Origin of the sequence: Rothia sp. HMSC066G07 (assembly GCF_001814485.1) — a bacterium.
Classification (GTDB): domain Bacteria; phylum Actinomycetota; class Actinomycetes; order Actinomycetales; family Micrococcaceae; genus Rothia.
The window spans coordinates 135,109-150,131 of the sequence record NZ_KV816922.1; the positions used below are offsets into that span (position 1 = coordinate 135,109).

The window sequence follows — 15,023 nt, forward strand, 5'->3', positions numbered from 1 at the left end:
TAGGATTGAGGAGCATTATGCAGGTTCATTTTTTCGCTGCCGCACGTTCTGCGGCGGGTACCACGCAGCTGTCGGTACCTTTGGCTGAGTTACCGTCGGCAACTCTTGGCGCGCTCGTTGAGCATCTGGGTCAGAGCTTGGAGGGTACGACCCCGTCGGGTCTGACTCTTGCGCAGGTGATGGAGCAGTGCTCGTTCCTGGTCAACGGCGCCCGCTCGGATGCGCAGGCACCTCTGCAGGATGCCGACCGTGTGGACGTTCTGCCTCCCTTTGCGGGTGGATAATGCGGGCGGATAAAATGCCCGGTTCTGTACTTCCCGCTGGGGGCGATTTTTCGTGCGCCGCGGTCGTTGTTGCCGGAGGTGCTTCTCGCCGCCTGAACCACGTGCCGAAGGCGTCCCTGTCTGATGGTACGAATACTCTGCTGGATTGTGCTCTGGAGGCGGTGGCCGCCGCATCCCCGCGCGTGGTGGTGGGTCCTGAGAGCCTACCCTTGCCGTCGGGGGTGTTGCGTACTCGTGAGGATCCGCCGTTTTCGGGTCCTGCCGCGGCGATTCATGCCGGTTTGGAGTGCATTGCGGCCGATTGCGAGCGCTCGCAGATTCCTGTGCCCGACTGGTGCCTGATTTTGGGTGTGGATACTCCGCGTATTGCCCCGGCGGTTCAACAGCTGATTACTGCGGCGCAAAGTGCTGAGCGCACGGCGGGCTTCTCCCCTACTGATTCGGAATCATTTGAGGGTGCTGAATCATCTGCAGGTTTCTGGGGTGTTTCTGAGGGTATCTATCAGCCGCTGGTTGGTATCTACCGTTTTGAGGCAATTCGTTCGGTCTTTTCGGCCGGCACCACCAACGCTTCTGTTCGTTCTTTTTTGCGCCGTTTGAACCCGGTGGCGGTTCAGATGTCTGCCGCTGATACCGCCGATGTTGATACGTGGGAGCAGGCGCAGGCGCTGGGTTATACGACTTCGCTTTGGTCAAGCTATTAGTAGCTGAGCTACCGCAGTGTGATATTAGGGCCTGACTACGAGTACCCTAGGTGATAAGTCTTGGCTTTAGATGCCGTGTACATGTAGCGTTTTTGAGCTCGCGCGCTGTTGCGCGTCCCGCACACACTTTTACGAGGTACGATGTCTCACCATATTCCTTCTGTTTCGTGGCAGCAGGCCCGCCAGATTTTGCATGAGCAGGGCCTGGAGATTGCACACCATGTGAAGACGGAGTCTTTGCCGCTGCTGGCGACAATTGACCACTATTTGGCGGATGATGTTTATTCGATGATGCCGGTGCCCCACTATAGCTCCTCGGCGATGGACGGTTACGCTGTGGCGGGTGCACCTCCGTGGCGTCTGGTGACTCCGGCGTATCCGGAGGATTCTCGCGCTAATATTCACCGTCTGACGGTGCCGATTGCTCCGGGTGAGGCGACCCCGATTTTGACGGGTGGTTTGCTCCCTGAGGGCGCTGAGGCGATTGTGCGCGAGGAGCATTCGCGCCTGTATGAGGGTGCGGAGGCTTCGTCTCGCCCTGGTGTAGCTGCTCATTTGGAGACTCAGTCCAGTATTCATTACCTGGATATGGCGGAGGGTTTTGAGCCTCCGGCGCCGGGTGCTGATATTCGCCATGCTGGTGTTGAGCTGGAGCGTGGCGAGTTGTTGGCGCGCCACGGTGACCGTATTTCTGCGCGTATGGCGGCGTTTTTGGGCATGAATGGTTTTGATGAGTTGCCGGTGTACGCCCCGATTCCGGTGCGTTGCGCGTTTACGGGTAATGAGGTCATTACGTTTGGTGTGCCTGCGCCTGGTCAGGTGCGTGATGCGTTTGGCGGCTTCATGGAGCATGCGATTATTTCTGCAGGCTGCGAGGCGCGCCCTTCGATTCGTTTGGCGGATGTTGAGTCTGAGTTCCGCACGTTCTTGTCCACGTCGACGGCTCGTGTGCTGGTGTTTACGGGCGGGTCGAGCACCTCGGGTGTTGATTTGGTGCGTAAGGTGCTCAACGACATGGGCGCAACCTATTTGTTTGAGTCGGTGGATGTGCGTCCGGGCCATCCGGCATTGGCTGCGCGTCTGCCGGTTCCGGAGACTGGCCCGAATTCGGGTCGTGAGCGTTTTGTGCTGGGTCTGCCGGGTAATCCTTTGGCGGCTTACACTGCCCTGTATTCGTATTTGCCGCCGCTTCTGGCTGGCATGAGGGACATGCCTCTGCCGGAGCTGGATTCGGCGGTTCTGGGTGAGCCTGTTGATACTTTGCGTAAGCCGGCGGGGGCTCGTCTGCTTCCTGTGTCGGTGCATGATGGTGTGGCGTATCCTCTGCCGAAGTCGGCGTCGCATATGCTGTCCTCGTTGGCGGCGGCTACTCACTGCGCGGTGTTGGATGATTCTTCGGTTCGGGGTTCTGCCCATGAGGTGGGAGCTCGGGTTCCGATTATTCCGGTGCTGTAGTAAGGCGCTATTTTCCGGCGTTGAAATGTTTATGCGGTATGCGGTCGGGGTATAGTAGAGAGATATGTCAATCGTTTAGCATACCGAAGGGAGCCCCCGTGGCTAAGCCCAAACTCAGCGACGTTGCAGCCCTGGCGGGAGTCTCCCCCACCACGGTCTCCCGCGTGCTCAACAACCGCGGCTACCTGAGCGAAAGCACCCGCACCAAGGTCCACGAGGCAATGCGGGAACTCGGCTACCGCCCCAACGCCATCGCCCGCAGCCTGCAGGGCCAGCGCTCGCAGATGGTGGGCCTCATCTTCCCCACGGTCGCAAACCCCTTCTACGGGGAGATGGTGTACCGCCTCGAAAGTTACCTTGCTGAAGCAGGCTACCGGGTCATTCTCTGCAATAGCGATGACCACCCCGAACAAGAGAAGCGCTACCTGGAGATGCTTTTCTCCAACCAGGTGGACGGCATTATCAGCGGCGCGCACTCTGACGCGCTGGTGAATATTCCGCACGCCCAGGCTCCCCTGGTGACCGTGGACCGCCTCGAAAGCGGCTTTTACCCGAATGTCCGCTCCGATAATTACGGAGGCGCTCGCGCCGCCACGGAGCACCTCATCGCCACGGGTGCGCAGAATATTGTGCACGTAACTTCTACCCTGGGTGAGCACAATGAGCGTCAGCGAGGCTACCGTGAGGCAATGCTTGAGGCTAATCTAGTGCCGGAGTTCGTGGAGCTGGGCTTCCGCCCCCCGCTGGGCATCAAGCGTGAGGTGCTCTACCGCTACCTGGATGAGCGTGCCGATAGCCCCGAGCCGGTGGACGCGGTCTTCGCCTCCAACGATAATTACGCCGCACTCACCCTGGGCTGGGCGCGTGCTCGAGGCATCCGTGTTCCTGAGGATTTCCAGGTGATTGGCTATGACGGCACGCAGAGCGTTCAGTTGCTCATGCCGGAGCTTGCGACGGTGGTTCAGCCGATTGAGGGCATGGCAGAGCGTACCGCGCAGCGTCTGCTGGAGCTCATTGAGCTACAGCAGCAGGATTCCCCCGCCGATCAGGTTCCTCCGATTACGCAGGCAGCTGATGTACTCCCCGTTGAGCTTCATTTGGGGACTACGGTGCGCACTATTCCAGCGTTGGACCAAATTCAGCCTGATACCTCTGCCCCGGACGAGCTGCAATAAGATTATTCAAGAATTATAGAAACATAAAAACCGCCCCACCGTGCGAGTGCTCACGGTGGGGCGGCTTTTGTATATACATTTATCGGTTTGTATTAGCGCCCGGAAGTTTTAGGAGTTGCGCTGCACAATTTCGGTGGGGCCGGTACCGGGGTAAACCATGCCAACGGCGTGCGCCTTGGAGAAGATACCGTGGAGCGGGCCGAGGGAGAAGAATCCGCGGCGCTCGTAGAGGCGAGCGCTGTCGTAGGTCGAGGCTTCAAGGTAGGCGGGGTAGTCGCCGATGCGTTCGGTGCCGTAGTCAAGTAGCTTCGAGCCGATGCCGCGACCGCGGTACTCTTCGAGAACACCGATATTGAAGAGGTACCAGTGCTTGTAGGCGGGGCGGTACTTGAGCAGATGCAGCTCCATCGTGATGGCTCGCATCAGGGTTTTACAGCCGAGAGCCTTGTAGTAGGCGCCTATCTGCTTGAGTTCGTTGAGGAAGGATCCTTCCTGGGATTCGGGGGTGCTCCAGAGGCAAACACCCACAATCTTTCCAGTGGATTCGTCGATGGCGATGTCGATACGTCCGCGATCCTGGAAGTTGCCGTAGACCTGCAGGGTCATAATGGCGCGGAGTTTGGCGAGCTCCTGTCGGCGGCTACCGCCCGCGATGATTGCCATCATGGCAGGGTCACCGTCGAATGCGGCAATCAGCACTTCGAGCGCGTCAGCATATTCATGAGGCTCGGCGGTGCGGACAGTATAGGAAGCTAAGGTCATATTCACCCTTTACAAAAGCTTGAAAGTATACATAAATATTAGCTGGATTATTCACTCCTGGCCAATAAATCATGCCTTATCAATACATTTTTCACAGTTATGCACTAAATGTGCATCGACTAATATTGCACCATTATGCATAATTTTTGCGCATATTTATTCATAACCATTTTTCACACTTTTGCAGGAAAAAATGTACACCCCGCACCAACTCTAGGAAGAGGGGTACGGGGTGTACATCACGTTGAGGTTATCTACTCATTAAGAGTGCAGACTATGCGTTAGCCTTTGCCTTCAGTGCAACCTTCAGCAGCGAATCTGCGCTGGTCACCGATGCGCCCGAAGCCTGAACATCTTCAACCGAAGCAGCCGCCTTCTTGGCGTTGGTAATCACCATGGGGGTTGCCAGCGGGTAGCCAGCAGCCTTGATGGCGGGGATATCGAACTCAGCGATGACGTCGCCGCGCTTGACGGTGTCACCCTTAGCAACCTTGGGCTCGAAGTGCTTGCCGTCGAGCTCAACGGTGTCCATGCCGATGTGCATCAGCAGATCCAGGCCGTCCTCGGTGCGCAGACCGTATGCGTGGCCGGTAGGGAATGCAACGGTGATCTTGCCGTCAGCCGGTGCGTAGAGCTTACCTTCGGTGGGCTCCACTGCGGTGCCTGCACCCAGTGCGCCGGAGGAGAAGGTGGGATCCTTGACGTCAGCCAGCAGAACCACGGAACCGACCATGTGGGAACCGATTTCGACGCTCTCGCCAGCCTCAGATGCTACAGCGGCGGCGGGAGCTGCGGCAGCAGCTACGGTGGCAACGGGAGCGGCAGCAGCGGGTGCAGCGGGTGCCTCAGTGTTGCCAGCCTCAACCTTCTTACCCCAGATAAAGGAGGCAACGAAAGCGATAACGGTGGTCAGGATGAGGCAGCCGAAGAAGCCAGCCCAGCCCGCGCCGGTAGTGGGGCTAATGGAGGGGAAGCCGATGTAACCAGCGGCGCCCAGAGCAATTGCCTTCACATTCAGGATGGAAGCGACCATTGCACCGATACCTGCGGAAACAATAGCAATGTAGAAGGGCCAGCGCAGAGCCAGGTTCACACCGAACATTGCGGGCTCAGTAATACCCAGGAATGCCGAGGGTGCAGATGCCGAAGCAATACCCTTAATCTTCTTGTTCTTGGTGGTCAGCGCAACACCGGCTGCAGCAGCACCCTGCGCCACGTTAGACATCGACGCGACAACAAAGATGAAGGAACCACCGGTAGCCCACAGGCTCATCTCGATGGGCGGGAATGCCTGGTGCATACCGGTCATCACGATGAATGCGTAGAAGGTACCGAAGACCAGACCGCCGAGCGGGCCGGCAACGGTGTAGAGCCAGTTCACGCCCTCGCCCAACCAGGTACCCAGCTGGAACATCGGGGGACCGACCAGAATAAAGGTCAGGAAGCCGGTGATGAGGATGGTCAGAGTGGGGGTGAAGATGAAGTCGATGGTGCCCTTGAGGACCTTGTGGAAGAACTTCTCGATATTCGCCAGGATGAAGGCGACCAGCATAATGGGCAGCACGGTACCCTGGTAACCCGCTTGCTGAACCTGCAGACCGAAGAGGTTCCAGTACTTCATCGGGTCGGTGCCTTCAGCACCCGCCAGGGATGCTGCGACACTGTAGCCGTTCATTAGGGCCGGGGAAACCATCGCGGCACCCATGGTCAGACCGAGGTAGGGGTTACCACCGAAGACCTTAGTAGCGGAGAAGCCGACCAGCACGGGCAGGAAGGCGAAGGGAGCTGCGGAGAGCAGGTTGATGATGTCTGCAAAGTCAGCCCACTCGGGGTGCATTGCGATGAAGCTCTCGGGACCAAAGATACCCTTGGAGGTCAGCACGCTGTTGATTGCCATCAGCATACCGCCACCGACCAGAACCGGAATCAGCGGGACGAAGATATCAGCAATGGTCTTAATGAAGCGGGAAACGATGTTGCCCTGCTTGGAGGCGATTTCCTTGAGATCATCCTTAGATGCTTCGGGTGCGCCAGCGGCGATAAGGTGCTTGTGTACCTCGTTAACGTCGCCGGGGCCGACGATGATCTGGAACTGGCCAGCGTTAAGGAAGCTACCCTTGAGGTCTTCGTCGTTGTCGATTGCCGCCTGGTCGACCTTGTCCTGGTTCTTCAAGACGAGGCGAAGGCGGGTTGCGCAGTGTGCGGCTGCAACGATGTTGCCGGCGCCACCGACGTCCTTCAGCACGCGCTGTGCCACTGACTTGTGGTCCACGCTCGCTCTCCTTTGTTTGGAGCACCACCGTATGATGCTTTGTAAATGGGGTGGGGTGACATGTCTGTGTGTGCATGTCATGCATATGTCATACGTTTGACATATCAGATGTAAAACATGGTATCACGGGAAAGTTCTTAAAAGCGAGGGCCCACCCTCCATGCGGAGAGTGAGCCCTCAGACATATTCAGAAATTACCGGAAAGCCCCGTGTAGGCATCTCCCCAGGTTTAGAAAACGGCTTAGAGACGGCCGTACTCCAGGGACAGCACCTCGCCACCGGTCAGGCGGACGCGGCGCTTATCGCCCTTGAAGAAGGTGCGAGCGGTCATGACCTCAGCGCCCATGGAGGCAACCAGCTTGCCACCCACGTACAGTTCGGTAGCCGAACCGTCCACAAGCAGGTCAAACTCGCGAATCTTCGAACGCTTCAGGGTTCGACGGCGCAGGCTGCCACCCTCGGTGTAGCGGGTACCGCCACGGTCCATCTGCACAAAGTCCTTATCCAGAACGATGCTCAGTGCCACGCCGTGAGTGTCCTTGATCTTCAGCTTCACGCACTCGTCAGAGACGTTCACGCGGCCGCGCAGACGGAAGGTCAGGGCATTCTTCAGCTCGACGAGCTTACCCTTCTCCTCCTCGCGGTACAGCGGGGTCATCTCCATCGCATCGTTGAGCTGCGGCACCGGGCGCTGGAAAATCTTGCCGTTGCGCAGGTGCAGTTCGCGCGGGTAGGTGAACATGTGCACCCAGCGGTGGCTCCACGAGGGCAGGTCGTCCTGGTCTGCATTGCCCAGCCAAGCAATCATTACCGGGGCGTCACCGCATACATCGTGCGGTACCTCCGGATCGGCGGTCAGGCCGGTACCGGAGATGGTCTGCGGTGCGTAGAACTCGAAACCTGCATCCAGCTCGGTGAAGGGGGTCTCCACGGTGAACTTGAGGGTCTTGTTATCCAGCGAACCAACAATGTAGCCGCTCTGGAAAATGTTGTTGTACTTCTCGCCGAGGGGATGCATGCCCTGCGGGCTGAAAATCAGCACGTCGCGGATTTCGCCAGTCAGCTCATCGCGCATGCGCAGCAACGAGGGGCATTCATACATGTAGGTGCCCTTGAGGCTCTTATCCTTGATGTCCAGCTCGCCGCGGAAGGCCCACTCGCGGCGGTCAGCGGAGGTGTACACGACCACGGCGCCGGTCTTGTCTTCACGCTGAGCACCAATAACCATCCACCACTCGCCGTTACGCTCAAAGACGTGCGGGTCGCGGTAGTGCGCGGTGTAGCCCTTCTCAGGACCGGAAATCAGCGGGGGCAACTGGCGGGTCGGCTTCGCGTCCTCACCCGCAGTTGCGAGAATCTGGTAGGTTTCGCGGTTGCCCTTCTCATCCTTCACGTTGCCGGTGTAGAAGAACTCAAAACCGCCGGGCACCTTAATGCCGGAGCCGGAGTAGCAGCCGTGCGAATCGTAGCGGCTATCGGGAACCAGTGCGGTCCCCTCATCGGTCCAGTGAGTCAGATTCTCACTCACGGCGTGACGCCAGTAAACCATACGCTCCGGATGCAGGGGCGAGTACTGGTAGAAGGCGTGGTAGCGCTTACCATCAAAGACCAGACCGTTCGGGTCGTTCAGGCGACCTACCGGAGGCGCCAGGTGCAGCGCCGGGTAGTCGCGGTCTTCACGAACACCAGCGCCGAAAGCATCCAGAACCTGCTGTGCTTCAGCCGCCAGATCGCGGTCGGGTCGCTGAGTTACGCTCTTCTTCTTTTTCTTCTGCTCGCTCATGTCTATCCGTTTTCGTGCAAGGGGAATGTCTGGGTTGTCTCATCCCATCATACGGCACCGCTCCCCCGTTACCGGGCTCTAGGAGAGAGGCGCCACAGTGCTCTCAGCCTCTCTCATCCGAGGCACAGAGCGGTCACAGCGGCTTATACCGCCGCCTGCCGAGTATATGGCATATACCCCGTTTGCTACAGGAGAAAAAGGGCTGATACGGCAAAACCCGCCACCTCGCCTAAGCATAGTGGGGCGAAGCGGCGGGTGCCGTTAAAAGCCGCGAGGCGGCGCATCCAATAGATGCACCGCCCGCGTAAGAATCGAGAAGAAGTCGATTACTTGAGGGTGATGGTTGCGCCAGCAGCCTCGAGCTGCTCCTTAGCCTTCTCAGCGTCTTCCTTGGAAACGCCCTCGAGCAGAGCCTTGGGAGCGCTGTCAACCAGGTCCTTTGCTTCCTTCAGGCCGAGGGAGGTCAGGGCACGAACTTCCTTGATCACTGCGATCTTCTTGTCGCCAGCGGACTCCAGGACAACGTCGAACTCGGACTTCTCTTCAGCAGCGTCGCCGCCTGCTGCGCCGCCTGCTACAACTGCAACGGGAGCAGCTGCGGTGACGTCGAACTCTTCCTCGAATGCCTTGACGAACTCGGAAACCTCAACGAGGGACAGTTCCTTGAATGCTGCAATGAGTTCTTCGATGGACAGCTTAGCCATTGTTTGGCTCCTTCACTATCTGGTGCGGGCTGACGCCCGCGGTGTAAATCTTCAGTACCTACCCCGAAAGGGTCGGTCAAATTTAGGGTGCGTTACACGCTATTCGCGTTCACGCTGCTGAGTATCTCAGCGCTGGTGCAGTAGCACGAAAGGGGCTTATGCCTCTTCCGAAGCCTCCTCGGCAGCAGCGGGAGCTGCGCTTTCCTGCTCCTCCAGCTTGACGCGCAGTGCGTCTGCAACCTGTGCGATGCGTGCGATGGCTGCCTTTGCGCCACCTGCAACCTTGGACAGCAGAACCTCGCGGGATTCCAGGTCAGCGTAGCGCTTGACGTCGTCCTCGGAAAGAGCGGCACCTTCGTAGTAACCGTTCTTCACAATCAGCTGGGGGTTAGCCTTGGCAAAGTCACGCAGGCCCTTAGCAGCATCAATCAGGTCGCCCTTGATGAATGCCAGTGCGGAGGGACCCTGGAGGTGGCCTTCGAATGCGTCGATGCCAGCTTCCTTAGCTGCAATAGCAGCCAGCGTGTTCTTCACCACGGCGTATTCGGTCTCTGCACCGAGTGCGCGACGCAGCTCCTTGAGCTGTGCAACAGTGAGACCGCGGTATTCGGTCAGGATGACTGCGTTCGAAGCTTCGAAGAGTTCCTTCAGCTCGGATACTGCAGCGATCTTTTCCTGAGTCGCCATGGTAGTTCCTTCTTCCGATTCTTGTAAGGTCGCCGGTAGAGCCTCGAAGCATTTATTGCAAGCAATAAAAAATGCCCCGACGCGTAGGCGTACGAGGCACGATAGACGGCACCCTGAATGAGGGCAACGGCTATTCACTTCGAGTTACCTACGCGGGCGGCGATTTCTAGTGAAATCTGCTCTTATCAGAACTCTGTTCTTCGTCTCCACCGAGGTGGCGATAGAGGACATAGTTCTAGACCGGCGGTCTTTGGTTCATTCATCATCTCAGGTTAAAGCCCGAGTCGCAAGTTAAAAACGTGATTAAGCGGGATTAATCACTTAAAGACCCCTTTTAAGCCAATTAACCGCTCTTTCTCCCGCCTAAAAGGCCCGATTGAAAGGCCCAGAAACCGTGTTCTAGAGGTAAAAGCGCTTTCCACCTGAGAACAAGAAGCAACGCTCCGCTGCCACACCCAGGTGCACCTGCTCCCCTACGCTGAGCGAGGCGCCAATCAGGGAGGTGCCCTGCGCATCCGAGATAAAGAACTCAAGCTCCTGACCGGCACGCACTCGGGCACTCAACTCAGAATCCACCGAAGCCCGTCGAGATTCCAGAGGTAGGGACACCGCCTCTAACAGACGCGCACTGTACAGCATGCCGCCCACCAGATGGCGGCTGCCAAGCACCTGCACCGGCAGAGCATGAGCAGCGTCTGCTGCCACAGGGCACAGCGCGGTCGCACGAATCGCCAGCTCACACCCGGCAGGAAGCGACTCAGAATCCTCAAGATTCAAAAGGTTCAGCGCGGGCGCCGCCAAAAGCTTAGCCACCTGCAGAGTATGCGGATGCGCCAGCAGCCGCTCCGGAGTATCCACCTGCACCAGGTAGCCAGCATCCATCACCGCCACCCGCTGACCCAGCATGAGCGCCTCATTCTGATCATGGGTCACGTACAGGCCCGTAAAACCGTAACGCTCATGCAAGCGCACAATATCGGCGCGGATACTCGCGCTCATCTGCTCATCCACACTCGCCAGCGGCTCATCAAAAAGAACCACCGGGGCACGACGAATCAAAGCACGCGCAATACCCACACGCTGAGCCTGACCACCCGACAGCTGCGAAGGCTTACGAGCCTCCAACCCTTCAAGCTTCAACGCCTCCAGCAGCTCACGGTAGTAGTCCATATCAACCCGACCGGCGAACGCACCCAGCCGGGTCGGGAACAGAATATTGTCCTTCACGCTCAGGTGCGGGTACAGAATAGGGCGCTGAAAAACCACACCCACCGAGCCGCGTTCCAGAGGCTGACCGGCGTAGGTCACCCGACCCGCGCTCGGTTCCTCCAAACCGGCAATAATACGCAGCAGAGTGGACTTACCGGTACCCGAAGAACCAACCAGAGAAATCAACTCGCCAGGGTGAACATCCAGGTCAATCTCATTCAGAACCGTCGTATCAGTGCCAAAGGTCTTAGCGACGCCTCGAATACGCAGGCCTTCAAAAGGCTCCGCCGCGGCAGAAGAGTAGGATGCAGAAGTCATTCCCCCATTATCGCCGAAACTTGTGCCCGGCACGCGTGCAGAAGATAAGCACCGTCATAAAACAGCGCGCGAACCTCGCACCAGAGTCTCATGTGAGCGCCCTAGCTCGGTCGTACCAGCAAACGCCCCTTCAACGCCAAATGCAGCGTACCCACCCACAGGAAAATGAGGAAAGCCGTACCCGCCACCGTTAGCGCAGGACCCACCAACCCCAGCGAGCCAGCAGCCGTCAAGCGAATACCGCTCGCCGCCATGGAAGCCATACCGAACGAGAAACCCCACATGCTCATCGAGAAACCACCCTCAAGAGTCCACGGGAGCAAACGCATCAAGAAGAACAACTGCAGAATGCCATAACCGGTCAGCACCAAAAAGAACCAGTCCACCATACCGCCATTAGCCGCCAGGTACGCGTTACCACCCACAAAAGGCGGCGCCATCTGAATACCAATAATGCCGCGCTCCCCCTGAGGTAGCGGGGCCAGGGTGCGCAGGCGGCTCAGAATCGCGGCCTCGACACTGAACCACGAAATCAGACCCGCACCGAAGAAGAGCATCGCCATATCGTGCCACCCCACAAAACCCATCGCCGTAGCGGTCGCAAAATTCGTCGCCACAGTCGGCAGATACAGCACCGGCGAGGCAGCCTCAGGCACATACCCACCACGCCACGTACCGGCAATGCGGTGAGAGGCAAAGTACAGCTGCCCCACAGCTCCCAGCACCACCAGAGTCAGCGCCGGAACCTCCGCATACGGGTAGAGAGCCGCACCCACCTGCGCCGTCGTCGCCGGAATCAGCGAAAAGAAGCAGGTACGCGCCGGATGCTCCCAAAAACTACGCACCCACGCACGGTACTTCACCACCGAATGAATCAAAAACCCCACAAGGAGCAGCCACACCACAGCGTTAAAAGCCAGGATACTCTCCCCTACCCAATCAGGTGCCATTCCCTTCGACGCACCGGTACGCCAGGCAGCGCCCAAAGCACCGGTGCCCAGCGCTACCGCAAAATAATTGACCGGCACGCTGAGACCGCGACGGGCGCTCTGCTCGCTCTGAAGGGAAGAAGGCATTAGGTTTTACCTCTCATGGTTGTAGGGCAGGTTGGGGACACGCAGCCCCAATATTGTCTCGAGAGCTCCGGGCAGAGATAACGTCAAAGCCAGCTAGAGTCAGAACTCGGGGCCAGAACTCAGAGCCAGAACCCGGGGGCTAAAAATCGCTCTATCGTTTCAATCCTATAAAAAATCGCCCCCGACGCCTAAACGTCGGGGGCGACTACTAGCTCATGCTAGAAGCTACAGGTGCATACCTTATGCAGCAACGGCAGCCGGATCAACGGGGATGCCGGGGCCGAAGGTGGTAGCAACGGTTGCCTTGGAGATGTAACGACCCTTAGCCGAAGAGGGCTTCAGGCGGTTAACCTCTTCCAGAGCTGCCTGGAAGTTCTCCTCCAGCTGCTCAGCGGTGAAGGAAGCCTTACCGATGATGAAGTGCAGGTTGGAGTTACGGTCAACGCGGAAGTCGATCTTACCGCCCTTGATGTCTGCAACAGCCTTTGCAACATCCATGGTCACGGTACCGGTCTTGGGGTTCGGCATCAGGTTACGGGGACCCAGGATCTTACCCAGGCGGCCGACCTTGCCCATCATGTCGGGGGTTGCAACCGCTGCGTCGAAGTCAGTCCAGCCGCCAGCGATCTTTGCGATCAGCTCGTCGGAACCAACGTAGTCAGCGCCAGCTGCCTCAGCCTCAGCAGCCTTGGGGCCTGCTGCGATAACGACCACGCGAGCGGTCTTACCGGTGCCGTGGGGCAGGTTCACGGTACCGCGAACCATCTGGTCTGCCTTACGGGGGTCAACGGACAGACGCATTGCAACCTCAACGGTTGCGTCGGTCTTGGTGGAAGAGGTTTCCTTCGCCAGGGCAACTGCCTCAGCGGGGGTGTAGAGCTTACCCTCTTCAATCTTGGCTACAGCTGCCTTGTACGCCTTGCTGCGCTTTGCCATCTGCTTTTCTCCTTATGCAGTTGTGGTCTCGTGAGCCGCGCTCGGCTCTGCCACATCCCGTCCATACGACGGGCATTTACAAGTTCTGTGTAGAAAAATCTACGGTGCCGATTACTCGGCTATTCGGCGAGCCGAAATTACTCGACGGTGATACCCATGGAACGAGCGGTACCTGCGATGATCTTGGATGCAGCATCCAGGTCGTTTGCGTTCAGGTCGGGCATCTTGGTCTCAGCGATCTCGCGCACCTGAGCCTCGGTCAGCGAACCAACCTTGGTGGTGTGAGGAACAGCGGAGCCCTTAGCAACGCCAGCAGCCTTCTTGATCAGCTGGGAAGCCGGAGGGGTCTTGGTGATGAAGGTGAAGGAGCGATCCTCGTAGACGGTAATCTCAACGGGGATGATGTTACCGCGCTGCGACTCGGTTGCAGCGTTGTATGCCTTGCAGAACTCCATGATGTTCACACCGTGCGAGCCCAGTGCGGGGCCGACGGGGGGAGCCGGGTTAGCGGCGCCTGCCTGGATCTGCAGCTTAATGAGGCCAGTGACCTTCTTCTTGGGAGCCAATGTAGGGTCCTTTTCTTAGCTGGGAACCGACGCACAGGAGCGTACGCCGGCAAGACGGTGACCGTGGCGCGGTCACCCGTGCATCCACATGAAAGCGTGACATGCGCATACACAAACCAACATTCTAGCGTTAATCAGCGACTTAATCCAGCCCCAGCTAACAGAAAGATTAAACCTCGTCTGCACAACTAATGCCGCTTACAAAGCCGACACAAAATATGAGCCCCGCACCAACAGTGCGAGGCTCATATTCACACGCTAGAAGCGTTAAATCTTTTCGATCTCGGTGAAGCTCAAGGTCACCGGGGTGTCGCGACCGAAGACGGAAATCATCACGACAATCTGCTGGGACTCGCCCTTGATCTCCGAAACGGTAGCATCCATGCCCTCGAAAGCACCGGACTTCACGCGGACGTTCTCGCCCACAGTGTAGTCGGACTCGATAACGGGCTTGGAAACGGGCAGGCCCTGGCTCTGCTGCTGCTCTTCGAAGACCGGCAGGAGCATGTCGAAAACCTCGTCCATGCGCAGCGGGACCGGGTTGTACGCATCCTGACCCACGAAGCCAGTCACACCGGGGGTGTGGCGAACAACGCCCCACGAGTGGTCGGTCAGTTCCATACGCACCAGAACGTAACCGGGAACACGCACGCGGCGGATGGTCTTCTTCACGGTGTTCTTGAACTCAACCACGGTCTCCATGGGAACCTGAACCTCGAAGATCTCATCTTCAGCTTCCAGGTTCTGGATACGGGTCTCGATACCGGTCTTCACCTTGTTCTCGTAACCGGAGTAGGTGTGCACCACGTACCAGTCGCCCATCTGACGGCGCAGCTTGGACTTGAATTCTTCCAGAGCGTCGACTTCCTCAGCAGCCTCAGCAGCTGCTTCAGCCACCTCGACAGCCTCGGTAGCTTCCTCAGCCTGCTGCTCAATAGCCGCAGACTCCTCAGTAGCCTCAGCAGCGGCTACCTCGACCTCTTCAATCTCGGATACCAGTTCCTGCTCGGACACGTCGCTCCTACTTTCTATCGTTAATCATCTAGAGGGGACTTCCACTCACCAATGCGCTGAGGGAAATCACTGATGGGG

14 protein-coding genes are annotated in these 15,023 nt (G+C 58.1%); 4 read left to right on the forward strand and 10 right to left on the reverse strand.

What is annotated here, in order from left to right; translation table 11 throughout:
* Positions 1-17 precede the first annotated feature (17 nt).
* From HMPREF2971_RS02135 to HMPREF2971_RS02150, 4 genes are all read left to right on the forward strand, one after another.
* Positions 18-284 carry a MoaD/ThiS family protein gene (locus HMPREF2971_RS02135; protein WP_049338071.1) on the forward strand — a complete coding sequence of 89 codons (267 nt, stop codon included), beginning with the start codon at positions 18-20 and terminating at the stop codon, positions 282-284.
* Positions 284-988: a molybdenum cofactor guanylyltransferase gene (locus HMPREF2971_RS02140; RefSeq protein ID WP_049338070.1), complete on the forward strand. Its 705-nt coding sequence runs from the start codon at positions 284-286 to the stop codon at positions 986-988. Before HMPREF2971_RS02135 ends, HMPREF2971_RS02140 begins: the two co-directional genes overlap by 1 nt.
* Positions 989-1,129: 141 nt before the next feature.
* Complete coding sequence (locus tag HMPREF2971_RS02145; RefSeq protein WP_049347311.1) at positions 1,130-2,443, forward strand: molybdopterin molybdotransferase MoeA; 1,314 nt, start codon at positions 1,130-1,132, stop codon at positions 2,441-2,443.
* Between the two features lie 98 nt (positions 2,444-2,541).
* Positions 2,542-3,618, forward strand: coding sequence for a LacI family DNA-binding transcriptional regulator (locus tag HMPREF2971_RS02150; RefSeq protein WP_070690959.1), 1,077 nt, complete (start codon positions 2,542-2,544; stop codon positions 3,616-3,618).
* Between the two features lie 108 nt (positions 3,619-3,726).
* On the opposite strand, the gene HMPREF2971_RS02155 is transcribed toward HMPREF2971_RS02150, so the two are convergent.
* From HMPREF2971_RS02155 to nusG, 10 genes are all read right to left on the reverse strand, one after another.
* Entirely contained in the window at positions 3,727-4,380 is a 654-nt protein-coding gene (locus HMPREF2971_RS02155; RefSeq protein WP_070604068.1) for a GNAT family N-acetyltransferase, read from the reverse strand.
* 274 nt (positions 4,381-4,654) lie between these two features.
* Positions 4,655-6,652, reverse strand: coding sequence for a PTS sucrose transporter subunit IIABC (locus HMPREF2971_RS02160; protein WP_049349209.1), 1,998 nt, complete (start codon positions 6,650-6,652; stop codon positions 4,655-4,657).
* A gap of 241 nt (positions 6,653-6,893) precedes the next feature.
* Positions 6,894-8,435, reverse strand: a complete 1,542-nt coding sequence (locus tag HMPREF2971_RS02165) for a glycoside hydrolase family 32 protein (RefSeq protein WP_070690962.1) — start codon at positions 8,433-8,435, stop codon at positions 6,894-6,896.
* 326 nt (positions 8,436-8,761) lie between these two features.
* Complete coding sequence (gene rplL, locus HMPREF2971_RS02170; RefSeq protein WP_060824400.1) at positions 8,762-9,139, reverse strand: 50S ribosomal protein L7/L12; 378 nt, start codon at positions 9,137-9,139, stop codon at positions 8,762-8,764.
* Positions 9,140-9,295: 156 nt separating this feature from the next.
* Positions 9,296-9,826, reverse strand: coding sequence for a 50S ribosomal protein L10 (rplJ, locus tag HMPREF2971_RS02175; protein WP_070690966.1), 531 nt, complete (start codon positions 9,824-9,826; stop codon positions 9,296-9,298).
* Between the two features lie 399 nt (positions 9,827-10,225).
* Positions 10,226-11,353: an ABC transporter ATP-binding protein gene (locus HMPREF2971_RS02180; RefSeq protein ID WP_070506967.1), complete on the reverse strand. Its 1,128-nt coding sequence runs from the start codon at positions 11,351-11,353 to the stop codon at positions 10,226-10,228.
* Positions 11,354-11,454: 101 nt separating this feature from the next.
* Positions 11,455-12,429, reverse strand: a complete 975-nt coding sequence (locus HMPREF2971_RS02185) for a TDT family transporter (protein ID WP_012903013.1) — start codon at positions 12,427-12,429, stop codon at positions 11,455-11,457.
* Positions 12,430-12,669: 240 nt separating this feature from the next.
* Positions 12,670-13,365 carry a 50S ribosomal protein L1 gene (gene rplA / locus HMPREF2971_RS02190; RefSeq protein WP_005504876.1) on the reverse strand — a complete coding sequence of 232 codons (696 nt, stop codon included), beginning with the start codon at positions 13,363-13,365 and terminating at the stop codon, positions 12,670-12,672.
* A 137-nt stretch (positions 13,366-13,502) separates the two neighbouring features.
* Positions 13,503-13,931 carry a 50S ribosomal protein L11 gene (gene rplK / locus HMPREF2971_RS02195; RefSeq protein WP_005504870.1) on the reverse strand — a complete coding sequence of 143 codons (429 nt, stop codon included), beginning with the start codon at positions 13,929-13,931 and terminating at the stop codon, positions 13,503-13,505.
* Between the two features lie 267 nt (positions 13,932-14,198).
* Positions 14,199-14,945 (reverse strand): transcription termination/antitermination protein NusG, encoded by a 747-nt coding sequence (nusG, locus tag HMPREF2971_RS02200; RefSeq protein WP_049338063.1) that lies wholly within the window; start codon positions 14,943-14,945, stop codon positions 14,199-14,201.
* Positions 14,946-15,023 lie beyond the last annotated feature (78 nt).